At 61.8% G+C, this 23,272-nt stretch carries 20 protein-coding genes; 13 read left to right on the plus strand and 7 right to left on the minus strand.

Features of this window, described 5'->3' with window-relative positions; translation table 11 throughout:
* The first annotated feature begins 1 nt into the window (after position 1).
* A complete protein-coding gene (locus AB4M76_RS14200) occupies positions 2 to 970 on the plus strand; it encodes a hypothetical protein (protein ID WP_368442605.1) in 969 nt (322 codons plus the stop codon).
* Positions 971 to 989: 19 nt separating this feature from the next.
* Positions 990 to 2,549: a substrate-binding domain-containing protein gene (locus AB4M76_RS14205; RefSeq protein ID WP_368442607.1), complete on the plus strand. Its 1,560-nt coding sequence runs from the start codon at positions 990 to 992 to the stop codon at positions 2,547 to 2,549.
* A 7-nt stretch (positions 2,550 to 2,556) separates the two neighbouring features.
* Here the strand turns inward: AB4M76_RS14205 and radC are convergent, their stop codons facing one another.
* The 3 genes from radC to dnaK form a co-directional block, all read right to left on the minus strand.
* Positions 2,557 to 3,270, minus strand: coding sequence for a DNA repair protein RadC (gene radC / locus AB4M76_RS14210; protein WP_368443517.1), 714 nt, complete (start codon positions 3,268 to 3,270; stop codon positions 2,557 to 2,559).
* Positions 3,271 to 3,428: 158 nt separating this feature from the next.
* Entirely contained in the window at positions 3,429 to 4,577 is a 1,149-nt protein-coding gene (gene dnaJ, locus AB4M76_RS14215; RefSeq protein ID WP_368442608.1) for a molecular chaperone DnaJ, read from the minus strand.
* 80 nt (positions 4,578 to 4,657) lie between these two features.
* On the minus strand, positions 4,658 to 6,580 hold the full coding sequence (gene dnaK, locus AB4M76_RS14220) for a molecular chaperone DnaK (RefSeq protein WP_368442610.1): 1,923 nt from the start codon (positions 6,578 to 6,580) through the stop codon (positions 4,658 to 4,660).
* Between the two features lie 208 nt (positions 6,581 to 6,788).
* On the opposite strand from dnaK, the gene AB4M76_RS14225 reads away from it, so the two are divergent.
* On the plus strand, positions 6,789 to 7,391 hold the full coding sequence (locus AB4M76_RS14225) for an alpha-ketoglutarate-dependent dioxygenase AlkB (protein WP_368442611.1): 603 nt from the start codon (positions 6,789 to 6,791) through the stop codon (positions 7,389 to 7,391).
* Positions 7,392 to 7,443: 52 nt separating this feature from the next.
* On the opposite strand, the gene AB4M76_RS14230 is transcribed toward AB4M76_RS14225, so the two are convergent.
* Both AB4M76_RS14230 and AB4M76_RS14235 read right to left on the minus strand, forming a co-directional pair.
* Positions 7,444 to 8,052 (minus strand): COG3650 family protein, encoded by a 609-nt coding sequence (locus tag AB4M76_RS14230; protein ID WP_368442612.1) that lies wholly within the window; start codon positions 8,050 to 8,052, stop codon positions 7,444 to 7,446.
* Positions 8,049 to 8,873 (minus strand): ABC transporter permease, encoded by an 825-nt coding sequence (locus AB4M76_RS14235; RefSeq protein WP_368442613.1) that lies wholly within the window; start codon positions 8,871 to 8,873, stop codon positions 8,049 to 8,051. The genes AB4M76_RS14230 and AB4M76_RS14235 overlap by 4 nt, the downstream gene beginning before the upstream one ends.
* A 116-nt stretch (positions 8,874 to 8,989) precedes the next feature.
* Here AB4M76_RS14235 and cysQ point away from each other — a divergent pair, with 116 nt between their 5' ends.
* The 10 genes from cysQ (at position 8,990) to AB4M76_RS14285 (ending at position 21,017) form a co-directional block, all read left to right on the plus strand.
* A complete protein-coding gene (gene cysQ / locus AB4M76_RS14240) occupies positions 8,990 to 9,787 on the plus strand; it encodes a 3'(2'),5'-bisphosphate nucleotidase CysQ (protein ID WP_368442614.1) in 798 nt (265 codons plus the stop codon).
* Positions 9,787 to 10,587 carry a 3-deoxy-manno-octulosonate cytidylyltransferase gene (locus AB4M76_RS14245; protein WP_368442616.1) on the plus strand — a complete coding sequence of 267 codons (801 nt, stop codon included), beginning with the start codon at positions 9,787 to 9,789 and terminating at the stop codon, positions 10,585 to 10,587. The genes cysQ and AB4M76_RS14245 overlap by 1 nt, the downstream gene beginning before the upstream one ends.
* Positions 10,584 to 11,825: a glycosyltransferase family 2 protein gene (locus tag AB4M76_RS14250; RefSeq protein ID WP_368442617.1), complete on the plus strand. Its 1,242-nt coding sequence runs from the start codon at positions 10,584 to 10,586 to the stop codon at positions 11,823 to 11,825. Before AB4M76_RS14245 ends, AB4M76_RS14250 begins: the two co-directional genes overlap by 4 nt.
* A 68-nt stretch (positions 11,826 to 11,893) precedes the next feature.
* Positions 11,894 to 12,787: a UTP--glucose-1-phosphate uridylyltransferase GalU gene (gene galU / locus AB4M76_RS14255; RefSeq protein ID WP_368442618.1), complete on the plus strand. Its 894-nt coding sequence runs from the start codon at positions 11,894 to 11,896 to the stop codon at positions 12,785 to 12,787.
* Between the two features lie 77 nt (positions 12,788 to 12,864).
* A complete protein-coding gene (locus AB4M76_RS14260) occupies positions 12,865 to 14,067 on the plus strand; it encodes a glycosyltransferase (RefSeq protein ID WP_368442620.1) in 1,203 nt (400 codons plus the stop codon).
* 45 nt (positions 14,068 to 14,112) lie between these two features.
* Entirely contained in the window at positions 14,113 to 15,123 is a 1,011-nt protein-coding gene (locus AB4M76_RS14265; RefSeq protein ID WP_368442621.1) for a glycosyltransferase family 2 protein, read from the plus strand.
* The gene (locus tag AB4M76_RS14270; RefSeq protein ID WP_368442622.1) at positions 15,120 to 16,817 is read left to right on the plus strand and encodes a beta-1,6-N-acetylglucosaminyltransferase; all 1,698 of its coding nucleotides are present in this window, start codon (positions 15,120 to 15,122) and stop codon (positions 16,815 to 16,817) included. The genes AB4M76_RS14265 and AB4M76_RS14270 overlap by 4 nt, the downstream gene beginning before the upstream one ends.
* A gap of 3 nt (positions 16,818 to 16,820) precedes the next feature.
* Positions 16,821 to 18,248: a nodulation protein NodH gene (locus tag AB4M76_RS14275; RefSeq protein WP_368442623.1), complete on the plus strand. Its 1,428-nt coding sequence runs from the start codon at positions 16,821 to 16,823 to the stop codon at positions 18,246 to 18,248.
* A 69-nt stretch (positions 18,249 to 18,317) separates the two neighbouring features.
* The gene (locus AB4M76_RS14280) at positions 18,318 to 18,974 is read left to right on the plus strand and encodes a YitT family protein (RefSeq protein WP_368442624.1); all 657 of its coding nucleotides are present in this window, start codon (positions 18,318 to 18,320) and stop codon (positions 18,972 to 18,974) included.
* Positions 18,975 to 19,163: 189 nt separating this feature from the next.
* A complete protein-coding gene (locus AB4M76_RS14285; RefSeq protein WP_368442625.1) occupies positions 19,164 to 21,017 on the plus strand; it encodes an ATP-binding protein in 1,854 nt (617 codons plus the stop codon).
* Between the two features lie 133 nt (positions 21,018 to 21,150).
* Here AB4M76_RS14285 and AB4M76_RS14290 read toward each other — a convergent pair whose 3' ends face one another.
* Complete coding sequence (locus tag AB4M76_RS14290; protein ID WP_368442626.1) at positions 21,151 to 22,503, minus strand: ATP-binding protein; 1,353 nt, start codon at positions 22,501 to 22,503, stop codon at positions 21,151 to 21,153.
* Positions 22,500 to 23,165, minus strand: coding sequence for a winged helix-turn-helix domain-containing protein (locus tag AB4M76_RS14295; RefSeq protein WP_368442627.1), 666 nt, complete (start codon positions 23,163 to 23,165; stop codon positions 22,500 to 22,502). The genes AB4M76_RS14290 and AB4M76_RS14295 overlap by 4 nt, the downstream gene beginning before the upstream one ends.
* Positions 23,166 to 23,272 lie beyond the last annotated feature (107 nt).

Consider the following 23,272-nt stretch of genomic DNA (forward strand, 5'->3'; position numbering starts at 1 on the left):
AATGAAACGCACCAAAGAAATCCTGACCGCTGCCGGAACGATGATCTGTGCGGCGGGCATCGGCTTTGTCATGCAGAACTCCGAGGCTGCGGAACAGCGCTACGGCGGTGCCGAAGGGCGGCCCATTGCGGATCATGGCGCGCTGCTGGAAGTCGAGAGCATCACGTTGACCTCGGGCGAGTTTGAGAACACCATCGCCCTGCCAGAGACCGACGCCCAGCTGTTCAAAGCCTCTGCGCCACAAAGCCTGCCACCCCTCCCGGAAACCCATAGCGCCGCGGTTACCGCCGCCTGCGATATCGTGGCAGACGCGCGCCCGACAGAGGCCGCGATGGTCGAGCTGTCGCTCGATGCCGCCTGCCTGCCGAATGAGCGTTTGACCGTGCATCACAATGGTATGATCTTTACCGAGACCACCGACGCTGAGGGCCAGTTGCAGGTGACCGTCCCCGCCTTGGCAGAAGAGGCGGTGTTCATCCTTGCCTTCGGCAATGGCGATGGCGCCGTGGCCCAGACCAGCGTGCCGGATCTGGCGGATTACGACCGTGTCGTGCTGCAATGGAAAGGCGCTGCGGGCTTTGAAATCCACGCGCGGGAGTTCGGTGCCGATTATGGTGATGATGGCCATGTCTGGTCCGGCGCGCCGCGCGACAGGGCCGCCGCAGCCAGTGGCCAAGGCGGGTTTCTGACCCGCAACGGCAATACCGATGTCGCTGAACCGCTGATGGCCGAAGTCTATAGTTTCCCGGTCTCCACAGCCACAGAGGACGGCGCTGTCGCGCTGAGTGTCGAAGCGGAGGTGAGCGAGGCCAATTGCGGGCTTGAGATCGAAGCACAGGCGCTGGAACTGCGCGATCAGGGCGCGGTCACCACCCGGAACCTGACGCTGGCGGTGCCGGACTGTGATGCGGTGGGGAACTTTCTGGTGTTGAATAATCTGCTCCAAGACCTGAAAGTCGCGCAAAAGTAACGCAATCGGGTGAAGCTTGATGAACGGTCTAAAACGTGCGGCGGTCTGCGCCGCACTTTTGCTTTTGACGGCAGGCAGGCTTGCCGCCCAGGATGTCGCCCTGACCTCGCGCGATGGCAGTGTGGAGATCAGCGGCACGCTTCTAGGCTTTGACGGAGAGTTCTACCGGGTCGAGACCGATTATGGCGAGCTCACCGTTGACAGCAGCGGCGTGTCCTGCGCCGGGCCGGGCTGCCCCAGCCTTGCCGATTTCGTCGCCGAAGTGCGGCTTTCCGGCTCGGCGACGATTGGCGCGGTGCTCATGCCCGCCTTGATCGAGGCCTTTGCCGCGCGCAACGATTACACGGTGAGCCGCGAAGATATCGACGCAGAGCGTTTCGTGATGCGCCTCTCCCGCGCCGACAGCGGCAAGCTGGCGGCCAGTTTCACATTCCGCGCCTCCAACACCGACGAAGGCTTTGCCGATCTTTTGGCCGATGAGGCCGATATCGTCATGGCGCTGCGCGAGCTGCGCCGGGAGGAGCGGATCAACGCCCGCGAACGCGGGCTGGGGGATCTCACTGGCGCGAACCGCAGTCGGGTGCTGGCCTTGGACGCGGTGGTGCCTGTCGTGGCCCCGACCAATCCGGTGAAGCAAATCTCACCGCATACGCTGGCGCGGGTCTTTGCCGGTGAAATCAGCAATTGGCAGCGTCTGGGTGGCCCGGATGCGCCGATATCCCTGCATCTGCCCAGCAGGGGGAGCGGGTTGAGCCAGGCCATCGTGGATCAGGTCATGGCCCCGGCGGGGCTGGAACTGGCGGAAAACATCCGCCGCCACCGGCTGCCGGAAAATCTGGCCGAAGCCGTGGCCGATGACATGTTTGCCATTGGGATCACCAGTTTCGCCGAACAGCGGGCCACTGAGGTCTTAACGCTGGGTGGCGATTGCGGCTTTGCGCTGGACGCCGCGCGGCGGACCATCAAGACAGAGGACTATCCGCTCACCGCGCCGATGTTCCTATATTTCCCGACCCGACGCTTGCCCCTGATCACGCGCGAATTTCTGGCCTTTACCCGCAGCCAGACCGCCCAGATTATCATTCGCCGGGCCGGTTTCGTCGATCAGGCGCCTGAGGAAATTCCAGTGGAGGAGCAGGGCAACCGTTTCGCCAATGCCATTATCACCGCCGGAAGCGAGACCTCGCTGAAAGAATTGCAGCGGATGACGGCGACCTTGGTGCCAATGGCGCGGCTGACCACGTCCTTCCGGTTTGAGGCCGGGTCGATCCGGCTGGATGCGCAATCACGGTCAAACGTGCGCCAATTGGCGCGGGCCTTGGAGCAGGGGCAATATGATGCCCGCCGCCTGATGTTTGTCGGCTTCAGCGATGGTGAAGGGCCGGCGCGGGCGAACCGAGAGATCGCCCTGCAACGGGCCGAGGCGGTGCGCCGGGCGGTGGCGGCTGCGGCGGAAACGGCCAACCTGTCGCGGATTGATCTGCGGGTGGCTGCCTTTGGTGAGGCCATGCCGATGGCCTGTGACGACAGCGCGTGGGGCCGTCAGGCCAACCGTCGGGTCGAAGTATGGGTGCGCTGATGCGCGCCTAGATAAAGCCTTCGCTGCGAAAGCTCAGCTCGCTCGATTTGCCGATGATCAGATGGTCGTAGAGCGACAGGCCCAAAGCATCGCAGGCGGTGGCGACCTGCTGGGTCATGTCGATATCCGCGCGCGAGGGGCTGGGGTCGCCCGAGGGATGGTTGTGCACGAGGATCAAGGCGCTGGCGTTCAGTTCCAAGGCCCGTTTGGCAACCTCCCGGGGGTAGACCGGCACATGGTCCACCGTGCCTTTGGCCTGCTCTTCGTCGGCGATAAGGGTGTTCTTGCGGTCCAGATAGAGCACGCGAAACTGCTCGGTTTCCAGATGGGCCATGGTGGTGTGGCAATAGTCCAGCAGGGCATCCCAGCTTGACACCACATGTTTTTTCAACACTTTGGCGCGGGCGAGACGTTGGGCTGCCGCCTCTATGATCTTGAGTTCCACGATCACCGCCTCCCCGACACCTTTGACATCGCGGAGCCGGGTGGCCGGGGCCGTGATGACGCGGTTGAAATCGCCGAACCTGTCCATCAAGGCGCGGGCGAGGGGTTTTACGTCGCGCCGGGGGATGGCCCGGAAAAGCACGAGTTCAAGCAGCTCATAGTCCGGCATCGCGGCGGCGCCACCCTGCATGAAACGGCTGCGGAGCCTTTGACGGTGGTCTGCAAGGTAGGAAGGTTGCTTCTGCCCGTTGGATGGTCGCTTTTCCGCCCTGTCCATCAGGAAGGGCAATTGTTGATTAACAAGGGTGGTGGGTGCGCGTGCCATGATGGATACTTGACCCAACTTGGTTAGGATTTGGTTAATCGAAACCTAAATCCGCGCGGTTTGCATTCTGGGATGCCGGGTGGACCGCCGCAGCGCTCCACCCTGATCGCTTAGCCCTTCATCGAATCCCAGAAGGATTTGACGGAGGAAAAGAAGTTGCTGCTTTCGGGATTGTTGTTCTGGGCTTCGCCCTCAAACTCTCGCAGCAATTCTTTCTGACGGTTGGTCAGGTTCACCGGGGTTTCGACCGCCAGTTCGATGATCATATCGCCTACGCCACCGCCACGCAGCGGGGGCATCCCCTTGCCACGCAGACGCATCTGACGGCCAGACTGGCTGCCGGCAGGGATCTGCACCCGGCCACGGCCCCCGTCGATGGTCGGCACTTCGATATTGCCGCCCAGAGCGGCGGTGCTCATTGACACGGGCACCCGGCAGAAGAGGTTCGGCCCGTCCCGCTCAAAGAGCTCGTGATCGGTCACCTCAATAAAGATATAGAGGTCGCCCGACGGCCCACCGCGCATGCCTGCTTCGCCTTCGCCAGCAAGCCGGATGCGGGTGCCGGTTTCGACACCTGCCGGGATGTTGACCGAGAGCGTGCGCTCTTTCTCAACCCGGCCCGCGCCGCGGCATTTCTTGCAGGGGTTCTTGACGATCTGCCCCATGCCCGAACAGGTCGGGCAGGTCCGCTCAACGGTGAAGAAACCCTGCTGCGCGCGTACCTTGCCCATGCCCGAACAGGTCGGGCAGGTGGTCGGCTCCGCCCCGCCTTCGGCACCGCTGCCGTCACAGGCGTCACATTGCACAGAGGCCGGGACGGTGATCGATTTCTGCATGCCCGAGAAAGCGTCTTCGAGCGAAATGCGCAGATTGTAACGCAGATCGGCGCCGCGTGCGGCACGGCGTCCACCGCCACCGCCGCGTTGGCCCATGAAGTCGCCGAACAGGTCGTCGAACACATCGGAAAAGGCCGAGGAGAAATCGCCCTGACCGCCGCCCATACCGCCTCCGGGACGCCCGCCGCCCATGCCACCTTCAAAGGCGGCATGACCGTAGCGGTCATAGGCGGCTTTCTTGTCGCCGTCTTTCAGCACGTCGTAAGCTTCGCCCACTTCCTTGAACTGGGCTTCGGCCTTGGGGTTGTCTTTGTTGCGGTCGGGGTGAAGGTCTTTCACCTTGCGGCGATAGGCTTTCTTGATCTCGTCGGCAGAGGCCCCTTTGGCAACGCCAAGCACCTCGTAGTAGTCACGTTTTGCCATGGGTTATCTTGCTCCTGCGCTGGAACGTGATGGGCCGGCCCGTCTGACGGACCGGCCCTTTCACAGGTTCCGTTTCACGCTCACGCGCGCTTGTCGTCGTCCAGATCTTCGAACTCGGCGTCGAGGATGTCGTCATCGCCACCCTGCGCCTGCTGCGTGTCCGAAGGCTGTGCCGTGTCGTCGCTGCCACCTTCTTCCTGTGCGGCCTTATAGATGGCTTCGCCTAGTTTCATGGCAGCTTCGGTGACGTTCTGGATGCCGGATTTGATCTTGTCGGCATTGTCGGTTTCCAGTTCGTCCTTCAGCGCGGCGATGGCCAGTTCGATCGCTTCGACGGTGGTCGGGTCGACCTTGTCGGAATGCTCTTCCAGCGACTTTTCGGTCGAGTGGATCAGCGATTCCGCCTGGTTCTTCGCCTCGATCAGCTCGCGGCGGGACTTGTCCGCCTCGGCGTTTTCTTCCGCGTCCTTGACCATTTGCTCGATATCCGCATCCGACAGACCGCCCGACGCTTGGATCGTGATCTTCTGCTCCTTACCGGTGCCCTTGTCGAGCGCGCCGACCGACACGATGCCGTTGGCGTCGATGTCAAAGGTCACTTCGATCTGCGGCATGCCGCGCGGGGCCGGCGGGATGTTCTCAAGGTTGAAGGCACCGAGCATCTTGTTGTCGGCCGCCATTTCACGCTCACCCTGGAACACGCGGATGGTCACAGCGTTCTGGTTGTCTTCGGCGGTCGAGAAGACCTGAGACTTCTTCGTCGGGATCGTGGTGTTGCGGTCGATCAGACGGGTGAAGACGCCACCGAGGGTCTCGATGCCCAAGGAAAGCGGGGTCACGTCGAGCAGGACCACATCCTTGACGTCACCTTGCAGAACACCGGCCTGAATGGCGGCACCAAGGGCCACGACTTCATCGGGGTTCACACCCTTATGCGGCTCCTTGCCGAAGAATTTGGTCACCTCTTCCGCGACTTTCGGCATGCGGGTCATACCACCGACCAGAACGACTTCGTCGATGTCGGAAGCGGACAGGCCCGCATCTTTCAGCGCGGCGGCGCAGGGCTTCATCGAGGCTTTGATCAGATCACCCACGAGGCTTTCCAGCTTGGCGCGGGTCAGTTTCATGACCATGTGCAGCGGCGAGCCGTCCTTGCCCATCGAGATGAAGGGCTGGTTGATCTCGGTCTGGCTGGAGCTCGACAGTTCAATCTTCGCCTTCTCTGCCGCTTCCTTCAGACGCTGAAGCGCCATCTTGTCTTGCGTCAGGTCGACACCGTTGGCCTTTTTGAACTCATCCGCAAGGTAGTTCACGATGCGCATGTCGAAGTCTTCACCACCGAGGAAGGTGTCACCGTTGGTGGATTTCACTTCGAACAGACCGTCGTCGATCTCAAGGATGGTCACGTCGAATGTACCGCCGCCAAGGTCATAGACCGCGATGGTTTGCGTGTTCTCTTTGTCGAGGCCATAGGCCAGCGCGGCGGCTGTCGGCTCGTTGATGATCCGCAGCACTTCGAGACCGGCGATCTTACCGGCGTCTTTGGTGGCCTGACGCTGGGCGTCGTTGAAGTAGGCTGGCACGGTGATAACCGCCTGAGTGACTTCCTCACCCAGATAGCTTTCTGCGGTCTCTTTCATCTTACCCAAGATGAAGGCCGAGATCTGGCTTGGGGAGTATTTCTCACCCTTGGCTTCGACCCATGCGTCGCCGTTGCCGCCGTCGATAACGTTGAACGGCATGTTCTTCTTGTCCTTAGCCAGATCCGCATCGTCGTTGCGGCGGCCGATCAGGCGCTTGACGCCAAAGACTGTGTTTTCGGGGTTGGTGACCGCCTGGCGTTTCGCCGGCTGGCCAACAAGACGTTCATCGTCGGTGAAGGCGACGATGGACGGGGTTGTACGTGTGCCTTCTGCGTTTTCGATCACGCGCGGCTGGCTGCCGTCCATGATGGCGACGCAGCTGTTGGTGGTTCCAAGGTCAATACCGATTACTTTGGACATGTTTCGATCCCTCTTTAAATCCAAGGCGATGACACGAGACGCGGACCCGTTTCGGCATCCTGCCCCGATCTGTTGACATCAAAGGCAACGTGCCTTCGACGGTTCGGAGCGTATATAGGGAGGGTATTTCGACCCTGCAACCACTGGCGAGGCAGGTTGGTCGCGATTCCGTGATGTTTTTGCGAAACCGCCTGAGAACGAGGAAAAAATGACTGCATTGCGCCTTCGGGGCTTTGATATTCACAAGGATTTTCTGAACCGCGCGGCCCAGACCGAGGTGCTGGATGCCGTGCGGGGCGTGGTCCGCGCGGCACCTTTCTACCGGCCGGAGACACCGCGCGGCGGGCGGATGTCGGTGCGGATGACCTCGGCCGGGAGATACGGCTGGTATTCTGATCGGCGCGGCTATCGCTATGTCACCGCGCATCCTGATGGCCAGCCCTGGCCCGACATCCCCGCGCCGATCCTGGCGATCTGGGATCAGGTGACGGGGTTGGAGCGGCGACCGGAGTGTTGCTTGATCAACTATTACGATGCAGACGCGAAAATGGGGCTGCATCAGGACCGGGACGAGGCGGATTTTCAGTGGCCTGTCGTCTCGGTCTCGCTGGGGGATGACGGGCTGTTCCGCATTGGCAATCTCACCCGCGGCGGGAAAACGGAATCGATCTGGCTGCAATCGGGCGATGTGGTGGTGATGGGCGGGGAGGCGCGCCTGACCTATCACGGGGTGGATCGGGTCAAGGCCGGGTCTTCGACCTTGCTGCCCAAAGGCGGACGGATCAATCTAACACTGCGGGTGGTGGAATAGCCGTTTTCTTTTAAAGAAAACGCCCCGGACTTTTTTGAAAAGTCCGGCACCGCTAGCGGCTGAGCGAACAGCACCCTGAAACATGCTGCCAGCCCGTCGCGTCCTTCATAAGCAGTTCAATCGACAACCCATAGGCGCGGTCCGACATGCCATCGCTACATGCCTCTGTCGAAAGCGCGCCGACCGCAAGGCCCTCTGCGCGCTCGGCAATCAGGTGAAAGCTGTCCCGTCGCCCTTGCGCCGGCCCCTTTTGCACAATGTCATAGCCCTGCGGCGCCGCATCAATCGCGCGGTAGCTGACTGTGGCGCCCTCAACCTCAAGCGACCAAAACGGCTCGGTTCCCGCACATTGCGCCAATTGCGGCATGGCGCCCGCCCATTGCCCCGGTCGGCGTTGCAGATAGTGTAGGGAGACCCAGCCCCTGCCTTCGCCACTGTTCACCAGCGCCCAGCGATAGCTGTCATCGGGCCGGATCAATTCAACCGCTTCGGCGTCATGGGCAAGACGGCCGATAATCGGTGCCTGCGCATTGGGGCCTTCGCGGATGTTCAGCACGTCATTAGCCGCCACATCGACAACATCGTAAAGCGCCGGCCAAGCGTCCTGTGTCGCCGCGGCGGGCAGGGCCAAGAGGCAGAGCAGTGCGGCGAGCCATCTCATCGCCGGGCATTCCAGCTCAGCGAGGCATGACGGCGGGTGTAAAACTCCCCCATCAGCCCGATCATCAAAAGCACCAGCCCGACCCAAAGCGGATACTCCCAATTGCTATAGCGCGGATTGTAATTGATGAAGGCAAAGCCCCTTGCTTGGTCAATGGCGTGGAACAGGGGGTTCCAGTCAAACATCGCCAGCATATAGCCGGGCAGGGAGTTGGCCAAAAACATCTTGCCCGAGGCGATCATATTGGCGCGCTGATAGACCGTGGAAAAGATTGAAACGAAAGACGGAAACCACGGTTTGATCGCCAGCATCACCAGCCCGAGCGCGCAGCCGGTGAACCAAGAGATCAGCAGCATCCCGAAGGCCGCGAACGGCTGGTCGATGGAGATCGGCGTGACCGCCACGTGATAGATGAACAGGATCACAAAGAGCGACAGCACTTGAATATAGAGCGCCCCCAGTGCCGCCGAGGCGATGGCGATGATGGTATTCATCGGCGCATGTTGCATCATCGGGCTGGCTGGCCCCTCAGACGCGGCCACCGCGCCCAGCGCTTTGACATGGGTGAGGTAGAGAAAAATACCCGACATGAGATAGACAAGAAAATCGCCCCGCACCGCAGAGCCCCGCATGCCAAGGATCGTGAACATCACGTAAAAGGCGAGCACGAACATCACCGTCTGCATCATGTTCATGGCAATCGCGGCGAAAGCATTGTTGTGCTGCTTGCGCACGCTGCGCACCACCGAATGATAGATCAACTCGGCCATAGCGAGGGCCGAGCCAAGACCCGATTTCGGTTTTCGATTGGATTGGAACATGCGCGCGTCCTCAACGAAGCCCTAGCGTGACACGGAATTCTTGCTGTTCCGTTAGGGCCAAAGCATAAGGGAAACCATTGATTGAAGCAATGTTGCCCGAAAGGGCCGGAGGCAGAATGGACTACGACAAGCTGGTCACGGAAATGCGGCGTTTGGCGCTGGAAGCAGGCGACCGGATTATGGAAATTTACGGCCAGGATGATTTCGAAGTGAAATCCAAATCGGACGACAGCCCGGTGACCGCCGCGGATGAGGCCGCAGACGCGATTATCTCCGAAGGTCTGCGCAGCGCTTTTCCGGACATGATGCTGGTCACCGAAGAACAGGCAGCGACCCATTCCGCGCAGGGCGATACTTTTCTGATCGTCGACCCGCTTGATGGCACCAAGGAATTTGTCCACCGCCGCGGCGATTTCACGGTCAATATCGCCTTGGTCGAAGGCGGCACCCCGACGCGCGGCGTTGTCTATGCGCCTGCCAAATCCCGCATGTTCTTTACCCGCGCCGATGGCCAGTCGGTTGAGGAAAGCGGCGCCTTTGCGAAGGATAAGGTCGGGGAGACCAAAGAGATTTCCGTCTCTAACCCGGACAATTCGGCCCTGATGGTGGTGGCGTCGAAATCGCACCGGGATCAGGCTACAGATGACTATATCGGCAAATACGCCGTGCGCGACATGACCTCCGCTGGCTCCTCCTTGAAGTTCTGCCTTGTCGCCACGGGCGAAGCGGATCTTTACCCCCGTCTGGGCCGCACGATGGAATGGGACACCGCCGCCGGCCATGCCGTGTTGAACGGGGCCGGAGGCGCGGTGGTGCGTTTCGATGATCTTTCGCCCCTGACCTATGGCAAGGACAGCTTTGCCAACCCCTTCTTCATCGCTCATGCCCCCGGCGTGGATCTTAAGGAAAGCTGATGTCTGTCCTGATTGTCATTCCCGCCCGCTATGCCTCCACCCGCTACCCCGGAAAGCCGCTTGTGGCGCTGACCGGCGCCACTGGCCAGCAGCAAACCCTGATTGAGCGCAGTTGGCGCGCGGCCTGCGCGGTGTCGGGCGTGGACCGCGTGGTTGTCGCCACCGATGACGCGCGTATTCGCGGCGCTGCCGAGGGCTTTGGCGCCGAGGTGGTGATGACCTCCGAAACCTGCGCCAATGGCACGGAGCGTTGCGCCGAAGCTCATGCCGCGCTGTGCGGGGGCTATGACATTGTGGTGAACCTGCAAGGCGATGCGCCGCTGACCCCTTATTGGTTTGTCGAAAGCCTTGTGCAGGGACTGAAAGACAGGCCGCAGGCCGAGATCGCCACGCCGGTCCTGCGCTGTGATGGGGCGACCCTGAACAGTCTCTTGGCGGACCGTAAGGCCGGGCGCGTGGGCGGCACCACGGCGGTTTTCGGCAGCGACAATAGCGCGCTCTACTTTTCCAAGGAGGTCATCCCCTATACCGGCAAATCCTTTGCCCCGGATGACCCTTCCCCGGTGTTTCACCATGTCGGTGTCTATGCCTACCGCCCCGAGGCGCTGGCGGCCTATCCGGACTGGCCGACCGGCCCGCTGGAGCAGCTGGAAGGTCTGGAGCAGCTGCGCTTTCTGGAGAATGGGCGCCCGGTGCTCTGCGTGGAGGTCGAGGCGAAAGGGCGCGAGTTCTGGGAGTTGAACAACCCCGAAGACGTGCCAAAGCTTGAGGCCATGATGGCGAAAATGGGATTGGAATGACCACCGCCCCCGTCAGCGTCAGCATCGTGATCGTAAGTCGACATCGACCCAAGGCATTGCGGCGCTGTCTGACGGGGGTAGAGCAGCTTCAATACACGCCATTCGAAGTGATCGTCGTCGCCGATCCGGCAGGGTTGGCAGTGGCGCGGTCGTTGCCCTTTGCCGCAGCGCTCAAGCTGGTCGCTTTCGATGAACCCAATATCTCCGCCGCCCGCAACCTTGGTATTGCGCAGGCTGCAGCCGAGGTGGTGGCCTTTATCGACGATGACGCGGTGCCAGAGCCGCAATGGCTCCGGTACCTGATGGCGCCGGCGACAGACCCCGCCGTCGCCGCCTTTACAGGCTTTGTGCGCGGTCGCAATGGTATTTCCTTTCAGTATCAGGCACGTAGATTGAACGCATGGGGCATCGCCGAAGCCCTGCCGCTCGACCCGGCTGCCCCCACTGTGCTGCCCGCGCCCGCAACCGGTGCGATCAAGACCGAAGGCACCAATATGGCCTTCCGCCGCGATGTGCTGCTTGACTTGGGCGGCTTTGACCCGGCGTTCCATTATTTTCTGGATGAAACTGACCTCAATATGCGGTTGGCGCGGGCGGGGCATGCCACGGCCATCGCGCCCTTGGCCGAAGTGCATCACGGCTTTGCCGCCAATGCCATGCGCAATGCCAAACGTGTGCCACAAGACCTTTATGACATCGGGGCCAGTTGGGCCGTCTTTCAACGCAAACATATCCCCCAGCCGGACCGCGCCGCACATTGGGCGCAGCGGCGGCAGGAGGATCGGCAGAGGCTTTTGAGGCATCTGCTGTCAGGCGGGTTGGAGCCGCGGGATGTCACCCGGCTTTTGGGGCGGCTCGATGAGGGCTATGCCGAGGGTCAAACGCGGGTTTTTGGCCCGCAGTCTGTGGCGCAAGCGTCAGAAATGTTCCGGGCATTCCCAGCCCGCAAGAGAAAGAGCTCTCTTATCGGAACCCGACCGTGGCGGCTCTCTCAAGACCGCGCAGCAGCGGCAAAACGGGTCGCAAGAGGTGAGATTGTCACTTTGGTTTGCCTGTCTCCGACATTGTTCTACCATCGCCTTTCCTTTCAGTCCGAAGAGGGTATTTGGCTGCAAAGAGGGGGCATCTATGGGAAATCTTTGCGCAATACGGCGCTTTTCCGCCGGATTTCGCGCAAAACCCGCGTGCTAATTGAGGCCAAGCGTATTGCTTGCCAGCGTGGTTTAAGCGATGATTAAGACAGGCTGGTAGGGAGTGGTCAATTTTCCAAGCGCCTTGTTTTATTTGAGCTGTAGTTAGGACGAAGATGCGTAAAAAAGTAACCAAAGCAATTTTTCCGGTCGCGGGCCTCGGCACCCGTTTTTTGCCGGCCACGAAATCTGTGCCGAAAGAAATCATGACGCTCGTTGATCGGCCTCTGATTCAATATGCCATCGATGAAGCGCGGGCTGCCGGTATCAAAGAATTCATCTTTGTAACCTCGCGCGGCAAAGGTGCGTTGGAAGATTATTTCGATCACGCACCGCAGCTTGAGCAAGAGCTGCGCAAGAAGGGGAAGGACGAGCTCCTTAAAACCTTGCAAAGCACCAATATGGAAAGCGGTGCCATTGCCTATATCCGCCAGCACAAAGCACTGGGCCTTGGCCATGCGGTCTGGTGTGCCCGGCGTCTGATTGCGAATGAGCCTTTCGCCGTCATTCTGCCAGACGATGTCATCGCGGCGGAAAAGCCCTGTCTTCAGCAGATGATCGAAGCCTATAATGAAACCGGCGGCAGCATGGTAGCGGCGATGGAAGTCGAGCCATCCAAGACTTCGTCCTACGGTATCCTCGAAACCAGCGAAGAGCAGGGTGATCGGGTCAAGGTCAAGAGCATGGTTGAAAAGCCAGCGGCGGAAGAGGCCCCGTCGAACCTTGCGGTGATCGGGCGCTACGTTCTTGCTCCCACTGTTTTGCAGAATCTCAACAAGTTGAAATCCGGCTCTGGCGGTGAAATCCAGCTTACCGACGCGATTGCGCAGGAGATTGAGCAGGATCGTGATGTCTATGGCTACCGCTTCCGCGGTCAGCGGTTCGATTGCGGGTCCAAATCCGGCTTCTTGCAGGCGACCGTGGCCTTTGGTCTGGCCCGCGAAGAACTGCGCGACGATCTGCATGCCTATCTGCAAAGTATCATGCAGATCGACCGGGCCGCACAGTAGCACCGCGCGAGAAAGCCCCGAGCGCCGCACGGCAATGACGCAGGAGCCGCATGACGCTCGGGACGGGACAATCTGATTTGACGACGACTGACCCACCGGCGCGGCTGCTTGATCTGACGCGCAGCCTGCGCCGGGCGGGGCGGACCGCCACCGGGGTCGATCGGGTCGAACTGGCCTATCTCTCTCATTTGCTGACGCTAGAGACGCCGCTTTACGGGCTGGCGCGCACGGCGCTTGGCTATGTCCTGCTGGACCGGGCGGGGCTGCGGGCCTTTTGCGACAGGATTCAGGGCAAGCTGGCTTGGGGCCGCGCGGATCTGTTATCTCGGCTGCCCAAGGGTCGGCAGGCGGCGGTGATGCGGGCCGAAAGCGACCTGCGGCGTCTCGCACGGCAGCGGTGCCTGCCGCAGGGGCTGGTGGCGATGCTGCGGCGGAACTTGCCGACAGGCTTTGCCTATCTGAACCTGGGCCATAGCAATCTGACAGACCGGGTACTGCTCGGCGTCAAAGCCGCAGGCGGGCGCATTTCGGTCCTGATCCATGATGTCATTCCGCTGGAATACCCTGCCTATCAACGGCCCGGCACCGTCGCGCCCTTTCGCGCGAAATTGGATCGCGTGAACCTCTGCGCCGATCTGGTGATCTATAATTCACAAGACACCCGGCGGCGCAGCGAAGCGCAGATGCGCCGCCCTGTGCCGCCTGCTATCGTGGCGCATCTGGGGGTCGATACCCCCGTTCCGGATGCGGCGGCCTTGCCCCCCGATCTGCCCCCTGCGCGGCCCTATGTGGTCTGTGTCGGCACCATCGAACCGCGCAAGAATCACGCGTTTCTGTTGGACCTTTGGCAAGAGATGGGGCGCGACGCGCCGATGCTGCTGATCTGCGGCAGCCGCGGCTGGAACAATGCCGCGGTGTTCGACCGGCTGGATCACTTGCCCCTCAATGGCCCGGTGCGCGAATGCAGCGGCCTGTCCGACAGGGCCTTGGCGGCCTTGGTTGCCGGGGCCGCAGGCGCCGTCTTTCCCAGCCATGCCGAAGGCTTTGGCCTGCCGCCCGCCGAAGCGCTGCGCCTTGGGACGCGTGTTTTATGCAACGATTTACCAGTCCTGCGGGAGGTGCTGGGCGACAAAGCCGTTTACGCACCGCTGTCTGACCCCTATTCATGGAAAAGAATACTCGAAGAATGGGCCGCAAATCCGCCAGATCCGCGCGCCATGGCAACTTATCAGGCCCCGACATGGGCCGAACACTTCAAGACGGTGTTAAAGTTGACGTGATAGCGCTGCAAAAGAGCGGATAGGTTCAATAGGTTAGGGGCGGTTTTGGGCGTCATTCAGTCATACCGGCTGCGGCTACAGCGCAAGCGCTGGCGCATTCGCGCGTTTCGCAAACGCCGCGAATTGACCCCTGTTGCCAATCGCACCGGGCAGATCAAGCGTGACGATCTTTTGCTCTTTTGCACCCAACGCAATGAGCGCATTCGCCTTCCCTATTTCCTGCAGTACTACCGCGACATGGGGGTGGGCCATTTCTTCTTTGTCGACAATGACAGCAGCGATGGGTCGCTCGACTATCTGGCAGAGCAGCCGGATGTCTCTGTCTGGCGCGCGCAGGCCAGTTACAAACGCGCCCGTTTCGGGATGGATTGGCAGAACTGGCTGCTGATGCGCTATGCCCATGGCCATTGGGCGCTGACCGTCGATCCGGATGAATTTCTGGTCTATCCGTTTTGCGACACGCGCCCGCTGCGGGCGTTGACGGATTGGCTCGATGCGTCCTCGATCAAAAGCTTCAGCGCCATGCTGCTCGACATGTATCCCAAAGGCCGGCTGGACGCGCAGCCTTACCGCGAAGGCCAGAACCCGATTGAGATCGCCGCGTGGTTTGACAGTGGCAATTACACCATTTCGCGCAATCCGCGTTTCGGCAATCTTTGGGTGCAGGGCGGGCCTCGGGCGCGGGTGTTCTTTCCCGAGGCGCCGGAAAAGTCCCCGGCGCTGAACAAAGTGCCCTTGGTCAAATGGGATCGACGCTATGCCTATGTCAGCTCGACCCATACGCTCCTGCCGCGCGGGTTAAATCAGGTCTATGACGAATGGGGCGGGGAAAAAGCATCGGGCATGCTGCTGCATGCGAAATTCCTCGATACATTCAGCGCCAAAGCGGCCGAGGAATTGGACCGCAGTGAGCATTACGCGGCCTCGGTCGAATACAAAGCCTATGCGGCGCGGCTCACGGACGACCCCCAGCTTTGGTGCAAATGGTCCGAGCGGTATATCAATTGGCGCCAGTTGGAGATTTTGGGTCTCATGTCCAAAGGGAATTGGGCATGAGCGTCGGCATTGTCATGCTGGTGCACAACGCCTTTGACCGTGCCGAGCAGGTGGCGCGCCATTGGGCGGCGGCGGGCTGTCCGGTGGTGATCCATGTCGACAAGGCGGTGCCACGGCGCGACCATGATGCTTTCGTCACCGCGCTGGCCGATCTTAGGAACCTGCGTTTCAGCAAGCGCTACCGCTGTGAATGGGGCAGCTGGGGCATTGTCGCCGCCACCCAAGCGGCGGCGGAACTGATGCTGGTCAGTTTCCCGAAGGTGCGCCACGTCTATCTGGCCTCCGGCGCTTGCCTGCCGCTGCGGCCGGTGCAGGAGCTGATCGACTACCTGAAAGAACGTCCACAGACTGATTTCATCGAAAGCGCCACAACGGCGGATGTGCCTTGGACCGTGGGCGGTCTGGATGCCGAGCGTTTTACCCTGCGGTTCCCCTTTTCATGGCGCCGGCAGCGCTATCTGTTCGACCGCGCGGTGGACATTCAGCGCAGGCTGAAACTGCACCGCCGGATGCCGAACAACCTCGTCCCGCATATGGGCTCGCAATGGTGGTGCCTCACCCGGCGCACCCTGTCGGCGGTGCTGCAAGACCCGGACCGCAAGACCTATGACAAGTTCTTTCGCCATGTCTGGATCCCGGATGAATCCTATTTCCAGACCCTCGCACGGCTCTATTCCACCCAGATCGAAAGCCGCTCGCTGACCCTGTCGAAGTTCGATTTTCAGGGCAAACCGCATATTTTCTATGACGATCACCTTCAGCTTCTGCGGCGCTCGGATTGCTTTGTGGCGCGCAAAATCTGGCCGCATGCGGACCGCCTCTATGAAGTGTTTCTGACCGACCCGGCGGGGGCGATGAAAAAGACCGAGCCGAACCCGGGCAAGATCGACCGTATCTTTGCCAAGGCCGTCGAGCGCCGGACCCGCGGGCGGCCGGGGCTCTACATGCAGAGCCGCTTTCCCAACGAAGATTGGGAGAATGGCGTCACCGCCGCGCCCTATTCGATGTTCCAAGGCTTTGCCGAACTCTTTGAGGATTTCGAGCATTGGCTGGGCCGGACCACCGGCGCGCGGGTGCATGGGCATCTCTTTGCCCCGGACCGCGCGCATTTCGCCGATGGGCAGAGGGCGCTCAATGGCGCGCTGTCGGACGATCCGATCCTGCGCGACTATAACAGCAGCGCCTTTCTGACCAATCTGATCTGGAACACCCGTGGGGAACGTCAGTGTTTCCAATTTGGCCCGATGGACACGCAAGACATCAATTGGCGCGTCGCCCGAGATCCGAATGCGCAGGTTTCGGTCATCACCGGGGCTTGGGCGGTGCCTTTGTTCCGGTCAAACCTCGATTTTGCTGAGATCCGGCGGCTCGCGGCCAAGCTGCAACGGGTGGAGAGCACCCATATGGATGTGCTGCGCTCGCCCCATGCCAAGGCGCGGGTGCGGATCTGGACCATGGCGGAGTTTATCGAAGCGCCGATGGAGCCCTTGCAGGGCATCTTGGACGAGATCGGCCGCAGCCGGACGCGCCGCCTCTCCGAAGCGCCCCGGATGGTGGATCTGACCGGCTTTGGCCAGTTCCTTCAGAACCTCAAGAACCAGGGCATGCACCCCTATCTGATGGGTGATTTCCCCGTCGCGCGGGGCGTGGCGGCGGATGCGAAACCCTCTTTGAAACCCTATCTGGTGAAGTAACCCATGACGCAAAAGTTCGACAGTTTCGTGGTCTTTGCCGAGATGCGCACAGGCTCCAATTTTCTGGAGGCCAACCTGAACGCCTTTAACGGGATCGCCTGCCATGGGGAGGCGTTCAATCCCTTCTTCATGGGCTATCCCAAAAGCGAGCCGATCCTTGGGGTTGATCAGGCGGCGCGCGATGCCGACCCGCAGGTGCTGCTGGATGCGATACGCAGGCAGGGGGATGCGCTCGGCGGTTTTCGCTATTTCCACGACCACGACCCCCGCGTCTTTGATACCATTGTCAACGATCCCCGCTGCGCCAAGATCGTGCTGACGCGGAACCCGGTCGACAGCTATGTCAGTTGGAAGATCGCCCAGGCCACGGGGCAGTGGAAATTGACCGATGTGAAGGCGCAGAAACTGGCGCAGGCGGTCTTTGACGCGGATGAATTCGCTGCCCATCTCGACGCTTTGCAGGCTTTTCAGATCACCCTGTTGAACCGGCTTCAGACCTCGGGCCAAACGGCGTTTTATCTGGCTTACGAAGACCTTCAAAGTGTCGAGGTGATGAACGGTCTGGCGCGGTATCTGGGGGTGGATGAGGCGCTCGACGCGCTCGATAAGAACCTCAAGAAACAAAACCCCAGCCCGATCTCGGCCAAGGTCAGCAACTATGATGAGATGCAGCAGGCGCTGTCGCGGTTGGACCGTTTCGATCTGACCCGCACCCCGAATTTCGAGCCGCGGCGCGGGCCGAGCGTGCCGTCCTACGTCGCCGCGGCAACCAGCGGCTTGGTCTATCTGCCGATCAAATCCGGGCCACAGGCGCAGGTTCTGGCCTGGTTGGCCGAGCTCGACGGCGTGCCGCAAGAGGCGCTGCGCGATAAGATGACGCAGAAAGAGATGCGGCAGTGGAAACGGAAAAACCCCGGGCATCGCGGATTTACCGTTCTTCGCCATCCGGTGGCGCGGGCGCATCACGCCTTCTGCCGCTATATTCTCGCGACCGGCCCGGGCAGCTATGCACAACTGCGCCGCACGCTGGTCCGCCGCTACAAACTGCCCCTGCCCGAAGGCGGTCCGGGGGCGGAGTACGACCGCGACGCGCACCGCACTGCCTTTGCCGCCTTCCTGCGGTTTCTGAAGGGCAATCTGGCCGGGCAAACCGCGATTAGGGTCGATGCGGCCTGGTGCTCGCAGGTGCAGGCCGTGGCGGGCTTTGGCGCGTTTTGCCTGCCCGACCGGATCATCAGAGAGGCCGATATGGCCGCGGAACTGGCGGACCTCGCCGCCGGGGCGGGCCATGCCACGGCGCCCGCGATCCCCGCGGTGCCCGAGCCGGGGCCCTTTGCTTTGGCCGAGATCTATGACGAAGAGATCGAAAAACTCGCCGCTGAGGCCTATCAGAAAGACTATATGACATTCGGATTCTCCCGCTGGCGCTGAACCGCATTCGTCCTTGCTGGAGGCGGCGCAAGCTGTGAGAAAGGTCGCGTCCTAGTTGAGGGTCTTGCCGTGAGCTTTCTGTCCGTCACCTCTGTCCCGCGCCTGCGGTGGAGCGCGCCGCGCGCCTTTACGCTGCGGCCGCCTTTGGCATCTTTGGCCTTTCTCATTCTGGGGCTGGTGATCTTCGGCCTCGGCGAAGCGCTGTTGGTCACCGCCGGTGTCGGTGTCAGTCCTTGGACGGTCTTTGCCGAGGGGGTCACCAATATCACCGATTGGAGCCTCGGCTTTGCGACCTTTGTCATCAGTGCGACGGTCCTGCTGCTGTGGATACCGCTGCGCCAGACGCCGGGCATCGGGACGATCCTGAACGCGGTGATTGTGGCTCTGGTGCTCGAATTTGCCCTGCCGCTGCTGCCGCGTTTCGAGACCTATTTCGCCAATGCCCTGCTCGCCCTGACCGGCGTTTTTGTGACCGGTTTTGGCGGCGCGATCTATCTGGTGGCCAACCTTGGCCCCGGCCCGCGGGATGGGCTGATGACCGGGCTGCAACGGATCACCGGCCAGCCCATCGCGCTGGTCCGCATGAGCATTGAATTGACCGTGGTCGGTATCGGCTGGGCCTTGGGCGGCACTCTGGGGTTGGGCACGCTGCTTTTCGCGGTCGGCATTGGCCCCGCCATGGCGATCGGCATGCAGATTTTGAACCTGCGCAGCTCCGAGCGCTAGCCGCACCGCCGGCTGCCCTGACCTTTCTGTTATCGCAAGGCAAAGCCTGCGTGGACCTTGGGCAACACTCCCATAGGTTGAGGGAACTGAGATTGAATGTTCCGATTTTTCTGCAAGAGTTAACGGGAAGTTAACGCCACTCCGGGACCCGCCCCGGCCGGGCATATACCGTGGGAAAACAATCCTTTGATGTGTCAGGGCATAGCAACCGGAACCAATCCCGCCTCCTTTGATATGTTCCGGGCGATCATCCAGCACAGCCCGTTCGGCGTGTGGGTCACGAATGCCGCCGGGTTTGTCCTGTTCCGCAATTGCAGCGCCGAAGCCATGTTCCCCGGCAAGATCGGCCATGGGGCGCAGATCTCGTCCCTCCTGCCGGCGCTGTCGGTTGAGGGCGGCAAGCTCATCTGCCAGTCCATCGGCAGCGGTGACCTTGAGAATATCATCGCCCTGCCCAGGGGCCTCGGCGGGCCGCGGTATTGCGAGGTCAGCCTCAGCCAGTTCACTGGGGCGGACGGTCAGCGGTTCAATATTGCCAGCCTCAACAACGTGACAAGCCGCGTTCGGGCTTGGCAGGCGCTCAAGGACCAAGAAACACGCTGGAACCTTGCCTTGGAAGGCAGCCAGATCGGGGTGTTTGAATCTGACCTGCGGAGTGGCAAAGGTGTGGCGTCAGACGCCTGGTATCAACTGCTTGGCATCTGCGATTCAGACGGGCGAAACTCTGACGAAGAATGGCGTGCGCGCATCCACCCCGATGACCGGGCAATGGTCGAAGCGAATGACGCGGAATGTATCGCGGGAAGGGTCGAGAAATCCGAAGCCAAATTCCGCATGCGCGGGGCCGACGGGTCCTGGCGCTGGATGCGGTCGATCCTCAGGGTGACAGAGCGCGATGCGGCTGGGGATGCGCTGCGCCTATTGGGCACGATGATCGACATCCACTCCCTCGAAAGTGCGCAGAACCTTGCAAAGGCGCGCAAGGAGGGGCTGGAAATGCTGATGGCCAACGCCCCTGTCGCCATGGCTGTCGTTGCGCTCGACGGGCGGTTCATCTTGCTGAACGATGCCTGCTACCCTTTGTTCGGCTACCCGCCCGGCGTGCTTGAGCAGTTGAGCTTCTGGAAGCTTTCCGGGACTGAAACGCTGGGCAAGGTCAGAGCCGAGGTCGAGGGGTTTCTGACCGGAAAGATCAACGCCTCGCGCATTGAGGAGCGCTATGAGAAACCGGATGGCGCGGTGATCGATATTGCGATCCGGCTTTCGGTGGTCCGCCACGAAGACCCGAAAGACACGCGGCTGGTCGTACAGATGGTCGATATCACCGAGAAAAAGCGGCTGGAGTCCCTGAAGGATGATTTTGTCGCAACGGTCAGTCATGAGCTGCGCACGCCGCTTGCATCCATCCACGGCGCTCTGCGCCTGCTCACCGAGGAGGTCGGGAAGGGCCGGTCGGGGCGGGTCGAAAAGCTTTTGGAACTGGCAGACAGAAACAGCCTTCGGCTGACGCAGGTCGTCAATGATTTGCTGGATTTCCAAAAGCTCACCACCGGGCATTTTTCGGTCACTCTGGCCGAGGTGGACGCCGTGGAACTGGTTCGCCAGACGGTCATCGACAATGGGCCTTTCGCGGATAAGTTCGAGGTTTCTTTTGCGTTGGACCTGCCTGCGGAACCGGTGCTTATTCACGCCGATGCGCAGCGTCTGAGGCAGGTCGTGACGAACCTTCTGTCCAACGCCGCGAAGTTTTCGACCCCCGGCAGCACGGTGCCTGTCGGCCTGACGGTGGAGGCGAGCATCTGCACCATTCGCGTCGAGAACGACGGTCCCGGCATCTCGGCAGAGTTCGGCAATCGGATCTTTCAGCCCTTCTCGCAGCAGGCCGACCATCTGACACGCAACCGCGCGGGGACCGGGCTTGGCCTGTCGATCTGCAAGGAACTGGTCGAAAATATGGGAGGTGAGATCGGTTTCACATCACTCCCGCATGTCTCGACCGAATTCTGGGTGCATATGCCTTTGCTGGGGGTCGGTCAGCCGTAGCGCGCAGGTCGGGGAGCGGAGGTTTATTCGTGTCGGGGTTCTACCGACCCTTAGCCGGCCCAAGCAAACCCGCACTTGAACGGCAGCTTCAGAACCGCAACAATTACCGGAAAGGTGAGCAGGCGGCCCGTCCTCAAACACCAGCCCCGACGAACGTCAGCCTGACGTGTTCCCCACCGCTCGCGCGCGCCCGGAACTCGATCCTGCCGCCGATCCGCGCCATTGCCGCCTGCGCGATGGACAAGCCCAGCCCGCTGCCGCCCTCGGGAGCGTTTCGGCCGCGGAAGAAGCGTTCGGTGATGCGGGCACGGTCGTCTTTGGCGATGCCCGGGCCTGCGTCCAGCACCGAGACCTGCACGGCGGTGCCGACAGGTTCGGCGTGAACCTCGACCGTGCCGCCTTTCGGGCTGGCCGCAATGGCATTTTCCACCACGTTGCGCAGCGCGAGCGTGGCCATCGTGGCGTTCCCGGCGCCGGGCGGAAGGCGGGCGGGAAGGTTCAGGCGAAGTTCTACGCCCTTGGTTTCGGCCATACGCTCCAGCGTGCCACAGACGCTTTGGATGACGCTGCCAAGTTCGATCCCGCCGTCATCCTCATCGGCAGCGCCATCGACGGCGGCCAGTTCGAGCAACTGCCGGACCATGCGGTCGGTGCGGGCGACGCCGCGCTCGATCTGCTCAAGCGCGTGGCGCCGGGTCGCCTCATCCGGGGCCATGGCGGCGATCTGGGCCTGGGTCTTGATCCCCGAGAGCGGGGTTTTCAACTCATGCGCCGCATAGGCGGAAAAGCTGCGCTCGCGTTCCCGTGCTGCGGCCACACGGGCGAAGAGCCGATCGAGCGCCGCGCCCATCGGGCGCAGCTCGCGTGGCAGCGGGCCCACCTGCACCGGGGCGAGATTATCGGCCGAGCGTCCCGAGAGCGTCCGGGCCATGCGCGACAGCGGCGCGAGGCCCCGGCCCACGCTGAGCCAAATCAGCCCGGCCAGAAGCGGCAGGATGGCCAGCGCGGGGATCAGCAGGCCGCGCACCACGTCATTGACCAGCCGGTCCCGGACTGCGAGACGGTCGCCCACCATCACGCGCAGGCCCAGTTCCTCGTTCACCTCTGAGAAGACGCGCCAGCGCTCCCCATCGACCATATTCTCGGAAAAACCGCTTTTCGCCTGGGTCAGTCGGGCTTCGGGGGCGCTGGCCGAGGCGCCGACCATGGTGCCGTCGAGCGACCAGATCTGGCAGGAGAGCTGCCGGGAATAGTTGGAGGTCGAGCGGTTGGGCGGCGGGGAGATCGCCCCCGCCGCCGTCGCCAGTTCGACCCGGCCATCGGCGAGCAGCGACGACACCATCTGCGCCGCCTCGGCGAGCCGGGCGTCGAGCACCTGTTCGACCTCGACCCGGGTTGAGTGCTGAATCCACCAGACCGCAGAGAACCAGATCGCGCCGGTGGCGATCAGAAGGATTAGGAAAAGCCGCGTGCGAATGGAGGTCATGGGGTCTCCTCTGCCAGTCGGTAGCCGACCCCGCGGACGGTTTCGATATAGCCCGGGCCGAGCTTGGCGCGCAGCTTGTGGATATGCACTTCGACGGCGTTGCTTTCCACGCCATCCTGCCAGCCATAGAGCCGCTCTTCCAGCCGGTCCTTGGCAACGATAACGCCGGGGCGTTCCATCAGCGCCTGAAGGATCGCGAACTCGCGGCGGGAGAAGCGGACGTCTGCGCCGCCCATACGCCCGGCCATGCGCGCCGGGTCGAACTCCAGCCCGTTCCAGTGGATCGTGCCCTTGGCCTGACCCTGCGCGCGGCGGGTGATGGCCCGCAGCCGCGCGCCGAGCTCGCCAAGATCGAAGGGTTTTGCAAGATAATCGTCGGCCCCGGCGTCGAGCCCGGCGATCCGGTCGCCGACCTGATCAAGGGCGGTGAGCAGCAGGACCGGCAGGCGGCTGCCGGCGCTGCGCCGCTCGCGCAGCAGGTCGATGCCGCTGCCATCGGGCAGCATCACGTCAAGCACCACGGCCGAAAACCCGTCCTGCGCCCAGGCCTCTCGCGCATCGGCGCAATTGCCCACCAGTTCCGGAACAAACCCGTGTAGCCGCAGGCCGGTGCAGAGCCCGTCGGCCAGCGAGGCATCGTCTTCTACCACCAATATCCGCATTCCCGGCTCCTTCAGACTGCCCGCGGCATCCCCCTGCAACATTAAGGCAGTGTTAAGGTTGGCGGTCGAGAGGGGGCGCATGACAAAGATTTTTTCCGCCTTCCCCC

This window comes from Sulfitobacter sp. PS-8MA (genome assembly GCF_040933935.1).
GTDB lineage: Bacteria > Pseudomonadota > Alphaproteobacteria > Rhodobacterales > Rhodobacteraceae > Sulfitobacter.